Genomic DNA, 20,875 nt, shown 5'->3' with positions numbered 1-20,875 from the left:
CATCAAATCTCCTCCAGCGCCACAGCGGGGTCAGCGAGACGCCGCGTGTCGACGGTGCGCCCGGAATGGATGAGGTCCTTGATAGCGTCCTGCACGTCCCAGACGTTGACGTTCATGCCTGCCACCACCTTGCCGCCGCGCAGCCAGAAGGCGATGAACTCGTTGCTGTCCAGGCTGCCGCGGACCACCAGTTCGGCATCCTGGGCCAGCGCGCCGTAGCCGGAGTACTCCATGCCCAGATCGAATTGGTCGGTGTAGAAGTACGGGATGTCGTTGAGTACGGCGTTGTGGCCCAGCATGGACCGCGCCGCGACCTTGCCGCCGGCGATGGCGTTGGCCCAGTGCTCGCTGCGCGCGTGGGCTCCGGTGGCGGGGTGCAGCGCATTGGCGACATCGCCGGCGGCAAAGATGTCCGGCGCCGAGGTGGCCAGATGGGCGTTGACCTCGATGCCGTTGTTCAGGGTGAGGCCGGCGGCCTGGGCCAGGGCCGTATTGGGGACGACGCCGACGGCGACCACCACCAGATCCGCGGGGATCTCTTCGCCGGTGCTGGTGGTTACGCTGCCCACTTTCCCACCCGCGGTGCCGGTGGTGCCGGAGGCGGCGTTGATCGATGCGGCGGAGGCCGGCAGTCGGAACTGCACGCCGGCGGCCAGGTGGCGGTTCTGGAAGACCCTGCCCAGCTCCGGGCCGATGGCGGCGCTGAGCGGGACATCCTCCAGTCCCAGCAGCGTCACCTCGTTGCCCAGCTCCCGTGCCGTCGCTGCAATCTCCATGCCGATCCAGCCCGAGCCGATGAGCACCAGCGAGTGTCCGCCCTCGGAGAGCAGGGCCTTGAGGCGCTCGCTGTCACTCTTGGTGCGGAAGTAGTGCACACCCTCAAGATCGAGCCCGGGGATGGGGATCACCCGAGGGCTGGCGCCGGTGGCCAGCAGCAGTTTGGCGTAGTGCAGCGTGCGGCCGCTGGCCAGGGCCACCGTATGCGCCGCGGGATCGATGGCCGTGGCCGGATCCGCCGTCACCAGCTCCACGCTGTTCTCTTCGTACCACTGCGCCGGGTAGGGGTAGAGCGCGTCCTCGCCCTCCTTGCCGGCCAGGAAGCCCTTGGACAGGGGCGGGCGCTGGTAGGGGAGCTCGGCCTCCTGGGTGACGATGGTGATGGCCCCGGCAAAGCCGTCCACCCGCAGGGATGCCGCGGCCGTGGCACCGGCCAGCCCGCCCCCAATGATCACCATCGAGTGGTCAACGTGCACTGCATCTGCTGCTGCATTCATGGCGCTGCTCTTTTCTGCGGTGTTGATCGGTGCTGCGGTGTTGAACGGTGCTCTCTTGATTCTCCGCCGGAGTGCACCCAGTGTGAACGGCCGGAGGTCGAATGGCAGGTGGTCGTCAGGGGAACTCGCGGCGGAGCGGCCCGTCAGGTTCCAGCAGGCCGGTGAAGACGGCGGTGCGGGTGAGGGTGCCTGCGGACTGGACGCCGCGCAGTGACATGCACATGTGCTCCGCCTCCAGCACCACGCCAACCCCGCGTGGCGCCAGCGTCTCCTCCAGCCAGTCGGCCACCTGCTGGGTCAGCCGCTCCTGCACCTGCAGATCGCGGGCAAAGAGCTCCAGGCCGCGGGCCAGCTTGGACAGACCGACCAGGCGCTCGCCGGGCAGGTAGCCGATGTGGGCGATGCCGCGGAAGGGGAGCAGATGGTGCTGGCACAGGGAGTTGAAGGGGATGTCCTTCACGAGCACCAGGCCCTGGTAGCCCTCCTCGTTGGGGAAGGTGGTCCAGGACGTGGGCCGCGGCGTGAGCATCTCGGCAAAGGCATCGGCCACGCGGCGCGGAGTGTCGGCCAGATGGGCATCGCTGGTGTCCCGGCCCAGCGCCGTGAGGAAGTCCGAAATTGCCGCCCGGGCTGCCGGGAGGTCGATCCCTGGCCGCTCCGCCGGGCGTCCGTCGTCGTCGAACTCCTGGGCAAATTCCGCCAGTACGCCGCCGTCGTCGGACAGATGGCCCAGCTGTGTGCTGTGGATGGTCATCGCACTCCCTTTCTAAAGCTTGTATTTCTGACTTTAGAAGTGCAGACTCAAATGGTCAAGACATTGTGTCGCCGCATTGAGTCCACCGCCCCGAGGCGGCGAGAGCAGGAAGGAGCCCGCATGGCGCACGCGCATGAAGCAGACAGGCTGGCATCGGTGGCCGCCCTGGGCGATCCGGTGCGCCGTGCCCTGTTCACGCTGGTGCGTGCCAGCGGGGAGCCGCTCAGCCGGGAGGACTGCGCCGTCGCGCTGGATCTGCCGCGCAGCACGGCGCTGGCCCAGCTGGACCGGCTGGTGGAATCCGGCCTGCTCTCCGTGGAGTACCGCAAGCTGGGGCCGCGCACCGGCCCCGGGTCCGGCCGGCCGGCCAAGCTGTACAAGGCCGCAGTCACCGAGGTCTCCGCTTCCGTGCCCGAGCGCCACTACGACCTCGCCGCGGCCCTGCTGGCCCGGGCCGTGGAGCGCTCCATGGCCACGGGGGCCCCGGTGGCCGAGTCGCTGGGGGAGGTGGCGTACTTCGAGGGCGTGGAGCGCGGCGAGCGCGAGGGCAGCATGGAAGCCGTGCTGGATGCCACCGGCTATGCGCCGCAGGACGACGGCGACGGCGGCTTTGTGCTGGCCAACTGCCCCTTCCACCGTTTGGCCCGCGAACACACCGAGGTGGTCTGCTCGCTCAACGGCGCCCTGCTCACCGGCGCGCTCGCCGGCTGCGCCGATCCAGGCCTGAGGGTGGTCCCCGACCCCGATGGCCCCTACTGCTGCGCCCGCATCCAACGCACCTGACGCCCGGACGCCATGGGCACCTGCGACGCACCACCCCTCCAGGGACGCGTCCACGACCGCGTCTTCAGAGGGAAACTGCGTCGCCGGCAGGGGACGCGCCCGCCGCGCCGGGTTCGGGGCCCGCAGCCGCCGTCGGGGCCCTGGGAAACGGTGCCGTAGAATTGAGGGGTGCCCGTGTACCTAGACCACGCGGCGACCACGCCGCTTTCGGCCCCGGCCCTCGCCGCACTCACCCAAGAACTCAGCCGCAGTGCAAACCCCTCGTCACTGCACGGCTCCGGCCGTCGTGCCCGGGCCACGGTGGAGCAGTCCCGTGAGGTGATTGCCGCTGCAGCCGGCGCCCATTCCTCCGAGGTCATCTTCACCTCCGGCGGCACCGAGGCGGACAATCTGGCCGTCAAGGGCCTGTTCTGGCAGCGCCGCGACGCCGATCCCCGCCGCATCCGCATCCTGGCCGGCAGCACCGAACACGCCGCCGTCCAGGACACCGTTGAGTGGCTCGCCAAGCATGAGGGCGCCGAGGTTGTCTGGCTGCCGGTTGATGCCGAGGGGCGGATCCGGTTGGACGCGCTGGCCGCAGAGCTCGACGACGGTGGCGCGGACACCGTTGCGCTCATCACGGTGATGTGGGCCAACAACGAGGTCGGCACCATCGCGCCCATTGCCGGCGTCGTCGCCCTGGCCCAGCCGCACGGCATCCCCGTCCACTCCGATGCCGTGCAGGCCTTCGGCTCGGTGCCGGTGGATTTCAAGGCCTCCGGACTGTCCGCCATGAGCGTCAGCGCGCACAAGATCGGCGGCCCCGTGGGGATTGGCGCCCTGTTCCTGGGCCGCGACGTGAAGCTGGTGCCCGTGCTGCACGGCGGCGGCCAGGAGCGCAATGTCCGCTCCGGCACCTTGGACATGCCCTCCATCGCCGCCTTCGCCGCGGCCGCCCAGGATGCCGCTGCCCACCTGGCCGAGGAATCGCTGAGGATCTCAACCCTGCGCGACACTTTGATTGCCGGCGTCCACCAGGCCGTCCCCGAGGCGGTGCTCCGCGGCGTGGACCCCGGACAAAACCCGGCACATCGGCTGCCCGGCAACGCGCACTTCACCTTCCCGGGCTGCGAGGGGGATTCCCTGCTGTTCCTGCTGGACATGGCAGGCATCGAATCCTCCACAGGCTCCGCCTGCACCGCCGGTGTGCCCCGCCCCTCCCATGTGCTGTTGGCCATGGGGCTGGACGAGGACACCGCCCGCGGAGCGCAGCGCTTCACGCTCGGGCATACTTCCACGCCCGGCGACGTTGAGAAGTTTGTGGCCGCGCTGCCGGCTGCCCACGCCATGGCCAAACAGGCAGGCATGGCAGCCCACGTATCCACCATCCAGACAGCAAGCACCCGGGGCTGACCAAGCCGCTGGTCGAGCCGGCCGCTGGTCGAACCACAGTTATCGAAAGGCAAGTAATGCGAGTTTTGGCCGCCATGAGCGGGGGAGTGGACTCCGCCGTTGCCGCAGCGCGGGCCGTGGAGGCCGGGCACGACGTCGTCGGCGTCCACCTCGCGCTGTCCCGGATGCCGGGGACCCTGCGCACCGGCAGCCGCGGCTGCTGCACCATCGAGGACTCCAACGATGCGTGGCGGGCCTGTGAAAAGCTCGGCATTCCGTACTACGTCTGGGACTTCTCCGAGCGGTTCAAGGAGGATGTGGTCCAGGACTTCATCGACGAATACGCCGCCGGCCGCACCCCCAACCCCTGCATGCGCTGCAACGAACGCATCAAGTTCGCCGCGCTGCTGGAGAAGGCGCTGGCCCTGGGCTTCGACGCCGTCTGCACCGGCCACTACGCCAAGGTCACCACCGACGCCGAGGGCAACCCCGAGTTGCACCGCGCCGCCGACTGGGCCAAGGACCAGAGCTATGTGCTGGGTGTGCTGACCCACGAGCAGCTCAAGCACTCCATGTTCCCGCTGGCCGACACCCCCTCCAAGGCCGAGGTCCGCGCCGAGGCCGAGCGCCGCGGCCTGTCCGTGGCCAAGAAGCCGGACAGCCACGACATCTGCTTCATCTCCGACGGCGACACGGCCGGCTGGCTGGCCGAGAAGATCGAGATGACCACCGGTGACATCGTGGACGAGACTGGTGCCACGGTGGGCGAGCACAGCGGCGCCAACCAGTTCACCGTGGGCCAGCGCCGCGGCCTGAAGCTGGGCACCCCGGCCGCCGACGGCAAGCCGCGCTTCGTGCTGGAGATCCGCCCGAAGGAAAACAAGGTGGTGGTGGGGCCGCACGCCCTGCTGGCCATCGATGAGCTCCGCGGCATCAAGGTGTCCTGGGCCGGACTGCCGATCGAGGAGATCGCCACGGGTGCCGAATTCGACTGCTACGCCCAGGTCCGCGCGCACGGCGATCCCGTGCCCGCCCGTGCCTTTGTGGAGCAGGTTGCCGGCGACGACGGCGTGTCCCGGGCCCGTCTGACGGTCACCCTGGTGGAACCGCTGCGCGGCGTCGCCCCGGGCCAGACGGTGGTGCTCTACCAGAGCAGCCGAGTGCTGGGCCAGGCCACCATCGACTCGGCACGTTCGCTGGCGCGGCCGGAACTGTAGCACTCCACGGTGCCCGTTGTCAGTGGTTTCGAGGTTGCTACGGAGGCTGTGTGTCACACGGCCATGGGGGTCTCCGCTCTGGCGTAGACTGCCGTCATCGCTGTAGAGAGCCAGAGAAGGACGTGCCGCATGAGCCCCCAAACGGGTCCTAATCCACTGATCCTGCTTGACCGCGCATTGGAGCAGTGTGCCGATGTCATCGCCTCCATTGGCGCCAACCAGGCCCATCTGCCCACCCCGTGCCATGGCTGGGATGTGCAGACGCTTCTGCACCATCTGGTGGTCCAGGACCTGCACAATTTCACCGTGGCAGCCCGCGGGGAGAAGGTGGACTGGCAGGGCTCGGCCACGGTGGTCGGGGCCGACTGGTCCCACCGGTTCCGGGACAGCGCAGCGGTGCTCAAGCGCACCTGGGCCTCGGCTGATTTGAACCGCCTGATCGCCCTGCCCGGCGGCGGCGAGGCTCCGCTGCGCAGCCGTGCGAGCCAGCAGATTGCCGAGTTCACCGTCCACGCCTGGGACCTGGCGCAGGCCACAGGCCAGCGCGTCCAGCTGGATCCCGCCCTGGCGGAGCACTCGCTGCTCTGGAGCCAGCGCATGCTCCGGCCCGAGTTCCGCGGCCGCGACAAGACCTTTGGCATCGAGGTCCCGGTGCCCGAGGACGCCCCCGTCTACGACCGGCTCGTCGGATGGTTCGGCCGCGACCCGCACTGGACCCCGGCCTCCGCACACTAGCCCAACTGGGTGACAGTTATCGCACGTTCCGAGGCTCGGAACGTGCGATAACTGTCACCCAGTTGGGGTCCAAACATTAGGCTATGACCCATGAGCACTGATGCCCGCAAGAACGTCCTGGTCCTGACCCATGTGCCGTGGGAGGGCCCCGGCCTGATCGCCGCCGCGCTGGCCGAAGCGGGGGTGGGCCTTGATGAACGCAGCATCGTCCACCAGCACAATCCCCACCTTCCGGACGTCTCGGACATCGCGGGCCTGGTGCTGATGGGCGGGCCGATGAACGCCGCGGACATCGCGGGCCATCCGGGACTTGCCCATGAGGCCGCCCTGGTGCGCGCCGCCGTCGAACAATCCATCCCGGTGCTGGGCATCTGCCTGGGGCATCAGATCATCGCGCATGCGCTCGGCGCCCCGCTTGAAGCCAATGCCACCCACGAAGTGGGGCTGGGGCCCATTGACGCCGCCCCAGGCGGGGTGCTGGCGGGGCTGGACGCCGACGTCGTCCATTGGCACAGCGACAACGCCGGACTGCCCCAGGGCGCCACCCTGCTGGCCAGCACGCCGGGCTGCCCCAACCAGGCGTTCACCGTGGGAAGTGCCATGGGGCTGCAGTTCCACCTGGAGCTGGATGCCGCCCTGCTCGATGCATGGCTGCAGGAGGGCGGGATGGCCGAGGAGCTGCCGCCCGGGCTCGATGCGGACTCGTTGATGGAGCAGTTCAAGGCCACGGAAGCCGAACGATCGGCGGCTGCAATGGCGATCTTTGCCCCATTCGCTCGGGCCGCGGCGGCCAACGCAATATAAACATCTGGTCTCAACTTTGGGTGATCGGCCAAAACGGCCGGGGTCTCTGATAGAAACAGAGGCATCACGCATGTGTTTCAGGTCACAGGGCGCGCGATCCATGCGCCCCGTGCCGGGCACATGTCATTCGCCGACAGAAAGTTTGCAGATGGCTAAGAACAAGATGGGCCTGCGCTACATGGTTGCCTTCGCGGGAGTCTCCGCGATTGCCTTGACAGCGTGCACAGGCCCCAGTGGTGGGGGCACAGGCACGACGTCGGGAGGCGCCAGCGGCGCTCCGATCACCTTTGGCACCACGGACAAGGTCACCTTCCTTGATCCGGCCGGTTCCTATGACAATGGTTCCTTCATGGTGATGAACCAGATCTACCCCTTCGTGCTTAATTCCAAGCCAGGCAGCGCAGATCCGATGCCGGACATCGCCGAGTCGGCGTCGTTCACCTCGCCCACGGAGTACACCGTCAAGCTCAAGCCCGGCCTCAAGTGGGCCAACGGCACGGATCTGGACTCCAAGGACGTCAAGTTCAGCTTCGACCGCCAGATCAAGATCAACGACGCCAATGGACCGGCCACGCTGCTGGGCAACCTGGCCAGCGTTGCGGCCCCGGACGCCACCACCGTGGTGTTCACGCTGAAGGCCGGCAACGACCAGACCTTCCCGCAGGTGCTCACCAGCCCCGCCGGGCCGATTGTGGACGACTCGGTCTTCCCGGCCGACAAGGTGCTCGACGACGACGCGATCATCGCCGGCAAGTCCTTCGGCGGCCAGTACACCATCGAGTCCTATAAGAAGAACGAGCTCATCTCCTTCAAGGAGAACCCGGAGTACAAGGGTCTGCTCGGCAAGCCGGCCACCGCCAACGTGACGGTGAAGTACTACGCCGATTCCAACAACCTCAAGCTGGACGTGCAGAAGGGCGACATCGACGTCGCTTCCCGCTCCCTGACGGCGACCGACATCGACAGCCTCAAGGGCGACAGCAAGGTCAAGGTCGACATCGGCCCCGGCGGCGAGCTGCGCTACATCGTCTTCAACTTCGACACCATGCCCTTCGGTGCCAAGACCCCCGAGGCCGATCCGGCCAAGTCGCTGGCCGTGCGCCAGGCGATGGCCGATTCCGTGGACCGTGCCGCGATCGCGGAGCAGGTCTACAAGGGCACCTACCTGCCGGCCTACTCCTTCGTTCCGCAGGGCTTCACCGGCGCCACCGAACCGCTGAAGACCATGTACGGCGACGGCACCGGCAAGCCCAGCGTGGAGAAGGCCAAGGCCGCCCTGGCCGCGGCCGGCGTTGCCACCCCCGTGGTGCTGAACCTGCAGTACAACCCGGACCACTACGGCAAGTCCTCGGGCGATGAGTACGCAGCGGTGAAGGACCAGTTGGAAAAGACGGGGCTGTTCACCGTCAACCTGCAGTCCACGGAGTGGGTCACATACGCCAAGGACCGCACCACGGATGCCTACCCGATGTACCAGCTCGGCTGGTTCCCGGACTACTCCGACGCCGACAACTACCTGACGCCGTTCTTCTCCGCGAACAACTTCCTGAAGAACCACTACGACAACCCTGCGGTGCAGAAGATGATCGAAGACCAGGTGACCACCACGGATCCCGCGGCGCGCACCAAGCTCATCGAGGACATCCAGGCCGCCGTCGCCAAGGACCTCTCCACGCTGCCGCTGCTCCAGGGTGCCCAGGTGGCCGTGTCCGGCGCCGACGTCAAGGGCGTGAAGGACACGCTCGATGCGTCCTTCAAGTTCCGTCTGGGCGTGCTGTCCAAATAGGAACACCACACATTGGCTGAGGGAGGAGGCGGGGCGTCCAACAGGACCCCCGCCTCCGCCCGCACCCCGTGCCACCGGTCCGCGGACCGAGCCGGCACCGCAACGAACTTCTGCGCACCACATCCCGTTCAACGAAGAACAGAGCAGCAATGACAACGCTTATTGAGGCGCCGCCGGAAGACGGCGAACTCCTTCCCCTTAAGAAGAGCAAGTCCGGTGGGGGGCTGGGCAAGTACCTTCTGATCAGATTCCTGCTGATCTTTCCCACCATCTTCATCCTGGTCACCCTGGTGTTTTTCCTGATGCGGATCACCGGCGATCCCATCACGGCGGCCCTGGGTGACAGGCTTCCGCCGGACCAATTGGCCCAGCGCATCCACGAGGCCGGATACGACCGCCCCGTGCTGGTCCAGTACTTCGAATACCTGGGCCAGATCGCCACCGGCAACTTTGGCCGCACCATCTCCGACAATCTGCTGGTCACCGACATGCTGGCCACCTACGGCGCCGCCACCCTGGAGCTGGCCATCAACGCCCTCGTCGTGGCCCTGGTGGTCGGCATCCCGCTGGGCATGCTCGCCGCCTACAAGCGCGACAAGTGGCCCGACGCCGTGCTGCGCGTGGTGGCCATCCTCTTCTACGCGACACCGGTGTTCTTTGCCGGTCTCCTGCTGAAGCTGGTCTTTTCCGTCGGGCTGGGCTGGCTCCCCGTGGCCGGGCGGGCCAAGACCGCCAACGAGATAGCCCTGAACCAGCTGGCCTCGCCGACTGGCATCTACTGGCTGGATGCCCTGCGCAGCGGCAACATGGCCGCGCTGGGTGACGTCGCCCAGCACGCCGTGCTCCCGGCCATCGCACTGGGACTGCTCACCGGCGGCGTGTTCCTGCGGCTGGTCCGCACCAACGTCATCGGCACGCTGAACAAGGACTATGTGGAGGCGGGCCGCTCGCGCGGCGTCTCCGAGTACCGTCTGGTCACCAAGCACGCCTACAAGCCGGCCCTGATTCCGATCATCACCGTGATGGGCCTGCAGATCGCGCTGCTGCTCGGCGGCGCCGTCCTGACCGAAACGACCTTTGAGTGGAAGGGGCTGGGCTTCCAACTGGCCCACTACCTCACGGCCCGCGACTTTGTGGCGGTCCAGGGCATCGTCGCCCTGCTGGCCGTGATCGTGGCGCTGACCAACTTCATCGTGGACGTCGTTGCCGCGCTCATCGACCCGAGGGTGAGGTACTAGCCATGGCGCGCAAGGACCAACCGCTGATCCGCCGGCTGCCTGTCATCTCCCACCTGAACAAGAGCGTCGGGCTGCAGCGCGGCATGCTGGTCGCCGGCATCGTCATCACCGCGCTCTTCCTGATCACCGCGCTGTTCGCTCCGCTGATCGCCCCCTACGGATACAGCCAGCGCTTCCCGGTCAGCCAGGAACCGCCGTCGGGCGCCCACATCTGGGGCACGACGGCGGGCGGCTACGACGTCTTCTCCCGCACCATCTGGGGCGCCCAGACGGCCGTCTACGTCATCGTCGTCGCCGTGCTGCTGTCCATCTTCATCGGCGTGGCGCTGGGCCTGGTGTCCGGCTACCTCGGCGGCTGGCTGGACAGGATCCTGGTGGTGGTGGCCGACGCGATCTACGCCTTCCCCACCCTGCTGCTGGCGATCGTCATGTCCATTGCCATCAGCCGGGGCCAGTCGAGCATGTGGGGCGGCATCTTCTCCGCTGCCATCTCCATCACCGTGGTGTTCATTCCGCAGTACTTCCGGGTGATCCGCGCCGAGACCATCAGGTTGAAGGCGGAACCGTTTGTGGAGTCCGCCATGGTGGTGGGTGCCTCCTCGGTGCGCATCATGGCCCGGCACATCTACAAGAACGCCACCCGGACGCTGCCGCTGATCTTCACGCTGAACGCCTCCGAGGCCATCCTGACCCTGGCGGCCCTGGGCTTCCTGGGCTTCGGCATCGAGCCGTCCTCGGCCGCCGAATGGGGCTACGACCTCAACCACGCCCAGACCGATGCGACGGCGGGCATCTGGTGGACGGGTGTCTTCCCGGGCGCCGCCATCGTTCTCACCGTGCTGGGGCTGACCCTGCTGGGCGAGAGCATGAACGACCTCAACGACCCCCGGCTGCGCGGCCGCCGCCGCGCCGGGAAGGCTCCGCGCACCGCACCGACGGCCCCGGCCCCGCTGCCCGCAGACGCAGCACTGACAAAGGAAGTGGCATCATGAGCCGCCATGCAGCAGCCCCCGCCGATCCCACGGGAGAGCGGCCGGTGCTCAGCATTGAGCATCTGAAGGTCACCTTTGCCACCGACACCGGGGACGTCAAGGCCGTCGACGACGTCTCCTTCGCCGTCGCCCCCGGAGAGATCCTCGCCATTGTGGGCGAATCCGGCTCCGGCAAAACGGTGACAGCCAAGACCATCCTGGGGCTGCTGCCGGAGACGGCCATCAGCTCCGGAGCGGTGCTGATCAGCGGCAACAACGTCATCTCGGTGACGCCCGCCCACCTGCGCCAGATCCGCGGGCTTGAGGTCGCCATGGTGTTCCAGGAACCGTCGACGGCGCTGAACCCCGTGTTCACCGTGGGCTGGCAGATCGCCGAGGGGCTGCGCGCCCACGGAAATGTGTCCAAGAAGGAAGCCCGCACCCGCGCCATCGAGGCGTTGGGCAAGGTGGGCATTCCGGAACCGGAGAAGCGGGTGGACTACTACCCGCACCAGTTCTCCGGCGGGCAGAAGCAGCGCGTGGTGATTGCCGCCGCACTGGCGCTGAACCCCGGGCTGATCGTGGCCGACGAGCCCACCACCGCCCTGGACGTGACTGTCCAGGCGGAAATCCTCGAGCTCCTGCGCGAGCTCCGCGACGTCTACGGCACCTCCATTGTGCTGATCACGCACAATATGGGCGTGGTGGCGGACCTGGCTGACCGCGTGGTGGTCATGTACCAGGGCGACGTGGTGGAGGAGGCAACCTCCGAGGTGCTCTTCGACTCGCCGCAGGAGGCCTACACGCGCAAGCTGCTGGCCGCTGTGCCGCACCTGGGCCGCAATTCAGCCTCCGAGGGGTTCACGGAACGGGCGCACCAGGACACCGACGTGCTGGTCCGTGCGGAGCATCTGGTGATCGAGTACCCCGGCCGGCTGGGCACCCCCGCCTTCCGCGCCGTCGACGACGTCTCCTTCACCATTTCCGCCGGCGAGGTGTTTGGCCTGGTGGGGGAGTCAGGCTCCGGCAAGACCACCATCGGCCGCGCCATCGCCGGGTTGAACAAGACCACCGGTGGCTCGCTGAAGGTGCTGGGCTACGAGATGCTCAACTTCAAGGAGCGCTCCTTCCGGCCGCTGCGCAAGGACATCGGTTTCGTCTTCCAGGACCCGGCGGCCTCGTTCAATCCCCAGCTGACCATCGGCGAGTGCGTGGCCGAGCCCATCCTGATCCATGAGGACCGCACGGCGGCCGAGGTCACCAAGCGCGTGGAGGAGCTGCTGGAGGCGGTGCAGCTGCCGCGTTCCTATGCGGACAGATATCCGCATGAGCTCTCCGGCGGACAGCGCCAGCGCGCCTCGCTGGCCCGCGGCCTGGCGCTGAATCCGAAGCTGCTCATCGCTGACGAACCCACCTCGGCCCTGGACGTGTCGGTGCAGGCCAAGGTGCTGGAGCTGTTCAAGGAGATCCAGGCGGAGTTTGGCTTTGCCGCCCTTTTCATCAGCCACGATCTCGCCGTCGTCGACATGCTCAGCCACTGGGTGGGCGTGCTCTTCAAGGGCAAGCTGGTGGAGGAGGGGATCAGCTCGGTGGTGATGGGCAGTCCGCAGCACGACTACACCAAGCGGCTGATCGCCTCGCTGCCCGTGCCCGATCCCCGGGAGCAGGCCCTGCGCCGCGAGGCCAACCGGGCGCTGCTCTTCGGCTGACCCACCCGCACCTTCCGCGAACACGCAGTTGGGGACAATGTTTCCGCTTGGGACCGTCCCCAACTGAGTGTCCGTGGTTGGTTAAAAGGGTTGGTCAAAAGGGGTGCCTACTCGGTGGTGATCTTGATGTTGAACATGGCCGTCTTGGTGGAGCCCATCAGGCGCAGCCACAGCGGCAGGTACATCTCCATGGCGCGGGCGGCCTCCAGCGCACCCAGATCGCGGATGTGCCCTTCGGCCCAGCCCAGCTGGGACAGCAGGGTGCGCACCACGGCCTTGGCGCCGTCGTCGTTCCCGGCCAGGAAGACGTCGTGGTCCCCGCCGGCCACCGACGCCGGGGCCACCATCACCGGGGCGGCGACGGTGTTCAGCGACTTCACCACCAGGGCTTCGGGGAAGGTGCGCTGGATGGATTCGGCCAGGCTGTCGGTGTTCACCACCGCCAACGACGGCGGGAACCCGGCGGAAAAGTCCAGGGCGTTGGCCACATCCAGCAGCACCTTCGCCGCCAGATTCTCCCGGCCGGCAGCCTCCAGGGCCAGCAGCGAGTGCATGCCCGCCGTGGCATTGACCACCAGCTCCGCCCCGGCCGCGGCCCCGGCAAAGGAATCCGCCCGCGCGGTCCCTCCGGTGGCGGCGGCCCATGCCGCAGCGGATTCGTTGCCGGCGTCCCGGGACCCCATGGCCACCTCGTGGCCCGCCGCGGCGAAGGCCGACCCGAGGGTCTGCCCCACCGTTCCGGTGCCCAATACTGCAATCTTCATCGCGTGCTCCCTTGCTTGGCGGTCCCTCCACTACACGTGAGGGGGAATGCTGTGTCAATGGGTGGAACCGGTTGCTGGCGGCCGCGGCGGACAGCCTAAACTGGGAGCATGACTGAACCGACCGCCAGCCACCTGCCCGAGAACGATTTCGACCCCGCCGCCAGCTCGCTCGCCGGCCAGGTTGATCCCGCTGTCATGGCCGAGTTGCTGTCCGTGCGCTCCAGCATCGACAACATCGACGCCACGCTGGTGTACCTGCTGGCCGAGCGCTTCAAGGCCACCCAGCGCGTGGGCGTGCTGAAGGCCAAGCACCAGCTGCCGGCCGGGGACCCGGGCCGCGAGGCCGCCCAGATCGGCCGGCTCCGTGCCCTGGCCGAGTCGGCCCACCTGGACCCCGCCTTCGCGGAGAAGTTCCTGAATTTCATCATCAGCGAGGTCATCCGCCACCACCAGGCGATCTCGGAGAGCCACAGCGCCGCACTCAACGGCAGGGCCGCGAACAATGGCCAGGCCGCGAACAATGGCAAAGCCGCTGGGAACGGCACCGCGCCCGACGGCGGCCTGCCGTCCTAGTGGGCGCCGCCGAGAACACCCGCCCCACCGAGGTCACGGCCACGGCCCTGGGGCAGTGGCCCGGGACGGACGCCGTCGAGGCGGCCCGGATCACCCGCGGCGAGCTGGGCGATCCGCACCTGCCGTATCTGGTGCAGCTGCCGGAGCGCGGTGTAGGCTCCGACGACGTCGGCCGCACCGCCGCCCTGCTGGTTGAGCTTCCGGTGGATGTGCAGCCCTTTGGCTGGCGTCTGGTGGACAGGCCCGGCGCGGACCACCGCCGGGCCGTTTCCGCCTTGTCTTCCGATATCAACGTGCTGGCCGATGTGGCAGGTGCCGAGGAACGCCCCGCCCCGGCGATAAAGGTCCAGATCTGCGGGCCGTGGACCATGGCCGCCTCGCTGCACCTGCACTACGGCGAGCGGGTCCTGCTGGATTACGGGGCCCGCCGGGACATCGGCGAGTCGCTGGCCGCCGGACTGGGGGCGCACCTTGAACGGGTGGCTGCCGCCGTGCCCGGAGCCGCCATCACCGTGCAGATCGATGAGCCGGAAATTGCCCGCGTGCTGGCCGGCGCCATCCCCACCTCCAGCGGCTACCGCACCCTGCGCGCCATCGACGGCACCGAGGCCGTTGCCGGCTGGGAGACCATCGTGCGGGCAGCACGCAGCGCCGGTGCCGCCGACGTCGTCTTCAACCTGCCCGGGGCCGGCAAACCCGTGGCGCTGGCGCTGCGGGCGGCGGCCGACGGCGTCGCGCTTCCCCTGGCCCAGCTCGGCACCTCGGATTGGGAACAGCTCGCCGAGGCCATCGAGGGTGGGAAGAGCCTGTGGGCCGGCCTGCTGTCGGTGGACAACCCGGCGGCCACCCTGCCCCAGGTCTCGCGCCTGGTGGAGTCAGTCATGCGGCCCTGGCATGGGCTCGGCCTGGAGCCGAAGCAGCTGGCGGCCCTGCGCCTGGTCCCGGGCGGCAGCCTCGCCACCCATTCGCCCGACGGGGCCCGCGCCGTCCTCACCAAGCTGACCGACACCGCCCGCGCCCTCAACGACGTCATGGCCTCCTGACCCGTCCCAACTGAGTGACAGTTGTGACACGTTCCGGGCCCGAAAGTGTGCGATAAGTGTCACTCAGTTGGGACGCTAGAGGCGGCCGGCGGCCTTGAGCCGGATGTAGGCGTCGGCCAGCTGCGGCGGCAATTGGTGCGGATCGGCGTCGACCACTTCGGCACCGAGCTGCCGCAGCGCCGAGGCCACGGCACCGCGTTCCAGCAGGGCGTGCTCCGCTGCGGCCGCGCGGTAGGTTTCCACCACCGTTGAAACGCCGGCACGCATCTCCTCCAAGGCCGGGTCCCGCACCGAGGCGACGACGACGACGTGGCTGCCCACCAGCGCCGACACCAGGGGGATCAGTCCCTCCTCCGCGGATCCGGCATCCAGGGAGGTCAGCAGCACCACCAGGGCGCGGTGCGAGGACAGCGAACGGACCACGCCGGGGACAGCCGCGTAGTCCAGTTCAATCAATTGCGGCTGCAGGGGCGCCATCGAGCGCACCAGCGAGGAGAGCAGATTGCCCTTCGCCGCGGAGCTGACCCGGGCCCGCACCCGCCTGTCGAAGGCGGCGAAGTCCACCCGGTCCCCGCCGCGGTCCGCCAGCGCCGCCAGCAGCAGAGCGGCCTCGATGCCGGTGTCCAGCCGCGGCTCGTCCTCGATGCGCGCCGCCGAGGTCCGCGAGGTGTCCAGCACAATGACCACGCGCCTGTCGCGCTCCGGCCGCCAGGTCCGCACCACCACATCGCGGCGCCGCGCCGTCGCCCGCCAGTCGATGGAGCGGACGTCGTCCCCCTGCACATAGTCGCGCAGCGAATCGAACTCCGTGCCGGCACCGCGGATCTGCACGGCCGCCTTGCCGTCCAGTTCGCGCAGCAGCCGCAGCTTGCCGGGCAGATGCCGCTTGGAATTGAAGGGCGGCAGCACCCGCAGCACCCCCGGGAGCGGGAGGGTGGCCTGGCGCGCGGCGAGCCCCAGCGGCCCAAAGGAGCGGATGGTGGCATGCGGGCTGGCCACCTCGCCGCGCCGGATGGGGCGCAGGGCCACGATCAGCCGCCGCCGCTCATGGGCGCCAATGGTGGTCCGCTGGCGCGGATTCCGGGCCCCGGCCGAGGGCTGCCAGCCGTCGCGGACCAGGGCCCGCAGCGTCCGGTTGGAGGTGTTGGTGAGCAGCAGTTCGGCGTCGGTGTCCTGGCCCAGGCGCACGCCCTCGGGCACGATGCGCTGCAGTGCCACGGCGCGCGGGGAGGCGGCCAGAACCAGATCCAGGGTGCAGGAGGCCACCAGCAGGGCCACCCACAGCAGTACGGTGCCCGGCGACGGGAACGCAAGAATCGGCACCAGCCCCGCCAGGGCGAGCAGCACCAGCCGTCCTGTGACAGCCATGGCTCAGCGGGGGACTGGCACGGTGGCCATGATGGAGGACAGCACGTCATCCACCTGCACACCATCCATCTGCGCCTCCGGCCGCAGGCCAACGCGGTGCCGCAGGGCCGGCAGGACCAGCGCCTTCACATCGTCGGGAGTGACAAAGCTGCGTCCGGACAGCCAGGCCCAGGCGCGGGCCGTGTTCAGCAGGGCCGTGGCCCCGCGCGGAGAGACACCCAGCTGGAACGACGGCGCCGCCCGGGTGGCGCGGACCAGATCGACGATGTAGGCCATCACCTCGGGCGAGACGGCCAGCTGTCCGACGGCGGTGCGCGCCAGGGCCAGCTCCGCGGCTCCGGCGACGGGCCGGACGCCGGCCGCGGCCAGATCCTTCGGGTCGAAGCCCAGGCTGTGGCGGCGGACCACCTCGATCTCATCCTCACGCCCGGGCAGCGGCATGGTCAGCTTCAGCAGGAAGCGGTCCAGCTGGGCCTCCGGCAGCGGGTAGGTGCCCTCGTATTCCACCGGGTTCTGCGTGGCGGCCACCATGAACGGTGCCGGCAGGCGGCGCGAAACGCCGTCGACGGACACCTGGTGCTCCTCCATGGCCTCCAGCAGCGAGGCCTGGGTCTTCGGCGGGGTCCTGTTGATCTCATCGGCCAGCAGGATGTTGGTGAAGACCGGGCCCTCGCGGAAGCGGAATTCGGAGCTGTGGGCGTCGTAGATGAGCGAACCCGTGACGTCGCCGGGCATCAGGTCCGGGGTGAACTGGACCCGCTTGGTGTCCAGGGACAGGGAGGTGGACAGAGCGCGCACCAGCAGCGTCTTGGCCACGCCGGGCACCCCTTCCAGCAGCACGTGGCCCCGCGCCAGCAGGGCGATGAGCATCCCCGTCACGGTGGCATCCTGGCCGACAACGGCCTTGGCCACCTCGGCGCGCACGGCCAGCAGGGCGGCGCGGGCCGGATCGGCGGCCGGGGCAGGCACCGGTGCCGTTGCCGGTGCGTCGGTGGCCTGGGGGTAGTGTCCGTTCATCGTCCGGTGGCTTCTTTCTCTAGGGCTTCGAGGTCGCGGACCCAGCTGAGCAGGGCCTTTTCGGTGCTGGGTCTGAAGGTGAGGATCTCGTGCACCCGGGCGGGTGGCAGTGGGCTGTGGGCGGCGACGGCGGCGGCCACCTCGGCACCGGAGCTGCGGGCGTCCAGCCGCAGCTGGGCGGCGATCCGGAGCAGGGCACCGGAGCGCAGATTGTCCGCGGCCCGCTCGACGGCACCGGCACGCTGGTAGAGCCGGGCCCGGCCGGCCACGGTTTCGGCGGACTTCACCAGCACCGGAAGCGGCTCGGGAACGAGCGGCCCATCCCGGCGTCCACGCCAGAACATGGCCAGGGCCGCCACCAGCATCAGCCAGATCCCGGCGGGCAGCACCCAGCCGGGGGTCAGCGAGGCCAGCGTGGGCGGGGCATCGGGGATGGGCAGGTCCTTCAGCGACGGCGTGTACCACAGGAGCACCTCACGGGAGCCAAGGGTGCGCAGCACCAGCGCGGCATTCCCCGCCGTCGCGGCCTGCTCGTTGCTCAGCATCGCCGGGTTGCCCAGCACCACCACCGAGCCGTCCGCCGTTGTCGCGTACAGGCCCGCCTGCTGCGCGCCGGCGCCGGTGGCCGGATCCGTAAAGCAGGCGATGGGACCGCGGTAGAGCAGCGCCTCAAAGGAGGATCCGCCGCTGCTGGTGATGCTTTCGGCGGTGGCCGCATCGATCTGGGTGCACTGGGCGTCCACCGTGGACTGCCCGAACCCCGCCAGCCCGGCCGGGGTGATGTCCGGTGCCAAGGCCTTCAGTGACAACGGTCCCGGGGCCAGCGCCACCACCTTGGTGCCGGCGGCAGCCAGCCGGGCCAGCTGCCCGGGGGAAAGCAGGGTCGAGGGGTCGTGCAGCAGCACGGTGGTGTTCTCCGCCCCGGCGGACTCCAGAGCCTCAAGGGTGGCCTCGAGCGAGTCCGTGGCACGGACGTCCACACCATGGTGCCCCAGCACCTTGGCCACGGCCATGCCGCCGGCCGGGGCTGGGTTGTCCACGGCCAGCGTGCCCTGGCTCCGGGAACCGGCGAGGGAGAGGACAAAAAGGACAACAAGAACGACGGCGACGGCGCCGCCCACCAGCAGCCAGAAGCGGTGGGCCCGCAGCCACCGGCGCAGCTGGACGCCCGCGGGCTCGGGGGCGTTGAAGTAGACGGGCCCGGGGTCCGGGGCGGGCGTTTCCGGCGTCGTCGCAAGGGGGGCGCTCACCGCGGCACCGCCAGCGTGGAATCCTGGCCAGTGGCACCCGGGTGGCTGGCCGCCGTGGTGCCCTGCAGCCGCCCGTCCAGCCCGGCCAGCCACTGCCAATCGCTTCCGGCCACGGGGACGGAGCCATAGCGGACCATGTTGAAAAGCTCCGATGCCGAGTCCAGCTCGCCGGCCAGGGCAGGGAAGGAGACCCCGATCTGCGCGGCGGCCTCGTGCGCCGTCCGCCCCGGCTGCGGGTCGACAACCGTCCGCTCTTCGGCCGCCCGGACGATGGCCCTGAACTGCTCGGCAATGGCGGTGGAGATGTCCCCGCGCGCCGCGGCGGCCTCGGCCAATGCGCGGTGCCCGCGGGCATCCATCACCGTGGCCGCAGCGAAGACGTCCTCCTTCGCCGCCGTGCGGCGGTTCAGCCGGGGCCGAATGACCAGGACGGCGGCGACGATGACGACCGCGGCCAGAGAGGCAATCAGGATGAGCCCAAGGTTGGCATCCAGCGATGTAAACGAATTCAACAGATCAGTGATGAAATCCCTGATGGCCTGCAGGACCAGTTCGCCAAGACCTGGTTTGGCCTCCTGGTAGATCTGCTGCGCCAATTCCCGGGCCATCTCCGCCCGGGCCTCATCGGCATCTGGCAGGACGGGGACGTCGAAAGCCACTGTCGCCAGGGCCGCCACGGCGGGCAACGGCATCAGAGCGTCGGGGCCGGGCCGGGGAAGGGGCCCCCCGCAGCGCCGGGGGACACAGGCTGCCCCGAGGCGCCCGGGATGCCGGGGGTGTCCGGGCCCGTGGTCTCCATCTCGCGCATCAGCACCACATCGAAGCCCTCCTTGCGCATCCGCAGGTCAACGTAGATCAGGGCCAGCACGCCGGACTGGAAGGCGAGGGTGACGGCACCGATCAGGGTGGAGACGATCATCGAGATGCCCTGGGAGACCACCAGCTGCATGACGGCGTCGGCTTCGGTGGGATTGGGTGTGATCATCGCGGAAACAATGCCGGTGATGAACCCGACCGGAGTGGAGATCACGCCGGCAATGATGCCGGCAATCAGGGCCGCTACAAAATAGGTGCCGAAGGTGCGCCACCAATGGCCGGTGGTCAGCCGCCAGGAGCGGGCCAGTGCGGGGAACACACCGAGGTTCTCCACGATGACGGCTGCCGGCGCCAGCATGATCTTGGTGCCGAGCCAGACAAACAGGGCAAGCACGGCCAATGCCACGAGCACCGCCAGCACGGCCCCGCCGGGGCCCACAGCCGACACCATCAGCACTGCCACAGCGGCGACGACGGCGGTGGCCACCAACACGGCGCCGGTGGTGAGCAGCCCCACCAGGACCAGGGTGCCAATGCGGTGCCGAGCCATGGACCACATGGATTTGAAGCCGGTGTGCCGGTTCAGGATCGCCCGCAGGACGGGAACCACCAGGGCACCCTGGAGCACCATCTGGGCCATGGACCCCAACAACACTGTGACCAGCAGACCGCCGCCGAGGCCGACCACCATGGAACCGAGGGCATCCCTGGACGTGGTTCCGGCCATTAGCGAGGCCAGCGCCCCACCCGAAAGGAACACGGTGAGCAGGATGGCCGAGAGCAGGGCCGAGGCGGCCTGGACCAGCAGCGCCGAGCCGAACATCGCCTTGCCGTTGCGCCGCGCAGCCTGGAAGGCGCCGTCGAGCACTTCGCCGAGCCCCAGGGGCCGCAGCGGGATGACGCCCGGTTTGGGCGGTGCCACGTAGTGGCCGGGGCCGTTGGCGCCATTGGCCTGCCCGGGCACCGGGTAGCCAGTGGAAGGGGGGCCGTACTGGCCCCATTGCGGGGCCTGGCCCCACGCAGGCTGCTGCCCCCACTGCTGCTGGGCGGGCGGGGCGGCCGGCGGAACGTACTGGCCGTAGGGCGGCAGGACCGGCGGCAGGACCGGCGGCTGGACCGGTGGCTGCGTGGGCTGGCCCCACTGCTGCGGCGGGGCGTACTGCCCCCACTGCGGGGCGTACTGCCCCCACTGCGGGGCGGGCTGCGGTGCGGAGGCTGGGGGAGTTCCGGGGGCCTGCGGCACGGCGCCCCCGGGCACGGGTGGGGCCCCGGAAGCGCTGCGGCCCTCGGCCGGCTCTTCGAGAGGCGGTCCGGGTTGCTGTGTCATTTCTTCTCCCCAACGAAAGTCCCGGCAGCCGCGTCCAGCGTCTGCCACCGCGGTGCCAGCGGCTATGGTAGATCT

At 69.1% G+C, this 20,875-nt stretch carries 19 protein-coding genes; 11 read left to right on the top strand and 8 right to left on the bottom strand.

The annotated features are described in order from the left end of the window. Window positions 1-2 precede the first annotated feature (2 nt). Window positions 3-1,274 (bottom strand): NAD(P)/FAD-dependent oxidoreductase, encoded by a 1,272-nt coding sequence (locus K254_RS0111735; protein ID WP_231391821.1) that lies wholly within the window; start codon window positions 1,272-1,274, stop codon window positions 3-5. A 115-nt stretch (window positions 1,275-1,389) separates the two neighbouring features. Further along, window positions 1,390-2,028 carry a GTP cyclohydrolase I gene (gene folE, locus K254_RS0111730; RefSeq protein WP_081710029.1) on the bottom strand — a complete coding sequence of 213 codons (639 nt, stop codon included), beginning with the start codon at window positions 2,026-2,028 and terminating at the stop codon, window positions 1,390-1,392. 120 nt (window positions 2,029-2,148) lie between these two features. On the opposite strand from folE, the gene K254_RS0111725 reads away from it, so the two are divergent. From K254_RS0111725 to K254_RS0111685, 9 genes are all read left to right on the top strand, one after another. Next, a complete protein-coding gene (locus K254_RS0111725) occupies window positions 2,149-2,811 on the top strand; it encodes a helix-turn-helix transcriptional regulator (RefSeq protein WP_026555523.1) in 663 nt (220 codons plus the stop codon). Between the two features lie 168 nt (window positions 2,812-2,979). Next, window positions 2,980-4,203: a cysteine desulfurase family protein gene (locus K254_RS0111720; RefSeq protein WP_026555522.1), complete on the top strand. Its 1,224-nt coding sequence runs from the start codon at window positions 2,980-2,982 to the stop codon at window positions 4,201-4,203. Between the two features lie 56 nt (window positions 4,204-4,259). Further along, the gene (mnmA, locus tag K254_RS0111715) at window positions 4,260-5,399 is read left to right on the top strand and encodes a tRNA 2-thiouridine(34) synthase MnmA (RefSeq protein ID WP_026555521.1); all 1,140 of its coding nucleotides are present in this window, start codon (window positions 4,260-4,262) and stop codon (window positions 5,397-5,399) included. Window positions 5,400-5,528: 129 nt separating this feature from the next. After that, window positions 5,529-6,134, top strand: a complete 606-nt coding sequence (locus tag K254_RS0111710; protein WP_026555520.1) for a TIGR03086 family metal-binding protein — start codon at window positions 5,529-5,531, stop codon at window positions 6,132-6,134. Window positions 6,135-6,224: 90 nt separating this feature from the next. Continuing rightward, window positions 6,225-6,938, top strand: a complete 714-nt coding sequence (locus K254_RS23005) for a type 1 glutamine amidotransferase (protein ID WP_051389089.1) — start codon at window positions 6,225-6,227, stop codon at window positions 6,936-6,938. Window positions 6,939-7,086: 148 nt separating this feature from the next. Next, the gene (locus tag K254_RS0111700) at window positions 7,087-8,724 is read left to right on the top strand and encodes an ABC transporter substrate-binding protein (protein ID WP_026555519.1); all 1,638 of its coding nucleotides are present in this window, start codon (window positions 7,087-7,089) and stop codon (window positions 8,722-8,724) included. A gap of 149 nt (window positions 8,725-8,873) precedes the next feature. Then, the gene (locus tag K254_RS0111695) at window positions 8,874-9,962 is read left to right on the top strand and encodes an ABC transporter permease (protein ID WP_026555518.1); all 1,089 of its coding nucleotides are present in this window, start codon (window positions 8,874-8,876) and stop codon (window positions 9,960-9,962) included. A gap of 2 nt (window positions 9,963-9,964) precedes the next feature. After that, window positions 9,965-10,954 (top strand): ABC transporter permease, encoded by a 990-nt coding sequence (locus K254_RS0111690; protein WP_026555517.1) that lies wholly within the window; start codon window positions 9,965-9,967, stop codon window positions 10,952-10,954. After that, a complete protein-coding gene (locus K254_RS0111685) occupies window positions 10,951-12,642 on the top strand; it encodes an ABC transporter ATP-binding protein (protein WP_026555516.1) in 1,692 nt (563 codons plus the stop codon). The genes K254_RS0111690 and K254_RS0111685 overlap by 4 nt, the downstream gene beginning before the upstream one ends. Before the next feature lie 107 nt (window positions 12,643-12,749). On the opposite strand, the gene K254_RS0111680 is transcribed toward K254_RS0111685, so the two are convergent. Next, on the bottom strand, window positions 12,750-13,406 hold the full coding sequence (locus K254_RS0111680) for an NADPH-dependent F420 reductase (protein WP_026555515.1): 657 nt from the start codon (window positions 13,404-13,406) through the stop codon (window positions 12,750-12,752). Between the two features lie 108 nt (window positions 13,407-13,514). Here K254_RS0111680 and K254_RS23000 point away from each other — a divergent pair, with 108 nt between their 5' ends. Together K254_RS23000 and K254_RS0111670 are read left to right on the top strand one after the other, a co-directional pair. Further along, the gene (locus K254_RS23000; RefSeq protein ID WP_051389088.1) at window positions 13,515-13,979 is read left to right on the top strand and encodes a chorismate mutase; all 465 of its coding nucleotides are present in this window, start codon (window positions 13,515-13,517) and stop codon (window positions 13,977-13,979) included. Next, window positions 13,979-15,022 carry a hypothetical protein gene (locus K254_RS0111670; protein WP_026555514.1) on the top strand — a complete coding sequence of 348 codons (1,044 nt, stop codon included), beginning with the start codon at window positions 13,979-13,981 and terminating at the stop codon, window positions 15,020-15,022. Before K254_RS23000 ends, K254_RS0111670 begins: the two co-directional genes overlap by 1 nt. Before the next feature lie 75 nt (window positions 15,023-15,097). Here the strand turns inward: K254_RS0111670 and K254_RS0111665 are convergent, their stop codons facing one another. From K254_RS0111665 to K254_RS22995, 5 genes are read right to left on the bottom strand one after another with little or no spacing between them, the layout of a single operon-like run. Continuing rightward, entirely contained in the window at window positions 15,098-16,390 is a 1,293-nt protein-coding gene (locus tag K254_RS0111665) for a DUF58 domain-containing protein (RefSeq protein ID WP_026555513.1), read from the bottom strand. A gap of 3 nt (window positions 16,391-16,393) precedes the next feature. Next, a complete protein-coding gene (locus tag K254_RS0111660; RefSeq protein ID WP_081710028.1) occupies window positions 16,394-17,407 on the bottom strand; it encodes an AAA family ATPase in 1,014 nt (337 codons plus the stop codon). Next, a complete protein-coding gene (locus K254_RS0111655) occupies window positions 17,404-18,657 on the bottom strand; it encodes a DUF4350 domain-containing protein (protein WP_026555511.1) in 1,254 nt (417 codons plus the stop codon). Before K254_RS0111655 ends, K254_RS0111660 begins: the two co-directional genes overlap by 4 nt. After that, a complete protein-coding gene (locus tag K254_RS0111650; RefSeq protein ID WP_081710027.1) occupies window positions 18,654-19,349 on the bottom strand; it encodes a DUF4129 domain-containing protein in 696 nt (231 codons plus the stop codon). The genes K254_RS0111655 and K254_RS0111650 overlap by 4 nt, the downstream gene beginning before the upstream one ends. Continuing rightward, a complete protein-coding gene (locus K254_RS22995; RefSeq protein WP_155848519.1) occupies window positions 19,349-20,800 on the bottom strand; it encodes a glycerophosphoryl diester phosphodiesterase membrane domain-containing protein in 1,452 nt (483 codons plus the stop codon). The genes K254_RS0111650 and K254_RS22995 overlap by 1 nt, the downstream gene beginning before the upstream one ends. Window positions 20,801-20,875 lie beyond the last annotated feature (75 nt).

It is taken from the genome of Arthrobacter sp. 35W, assembly GCF_000482545.1.
In the GTDB taxonomy this organism is placed as follows: domain Bacteria; phylum Actinomycetota; class Actinomycetes; order Actinomycetales; family Micrococcaceae; genus Specibacter.
The sequence above is the reverse complement of the archived record's forward strand: the minus strand, read 5'-3'. Positions and strand labels throughout refer to the sequence as shown.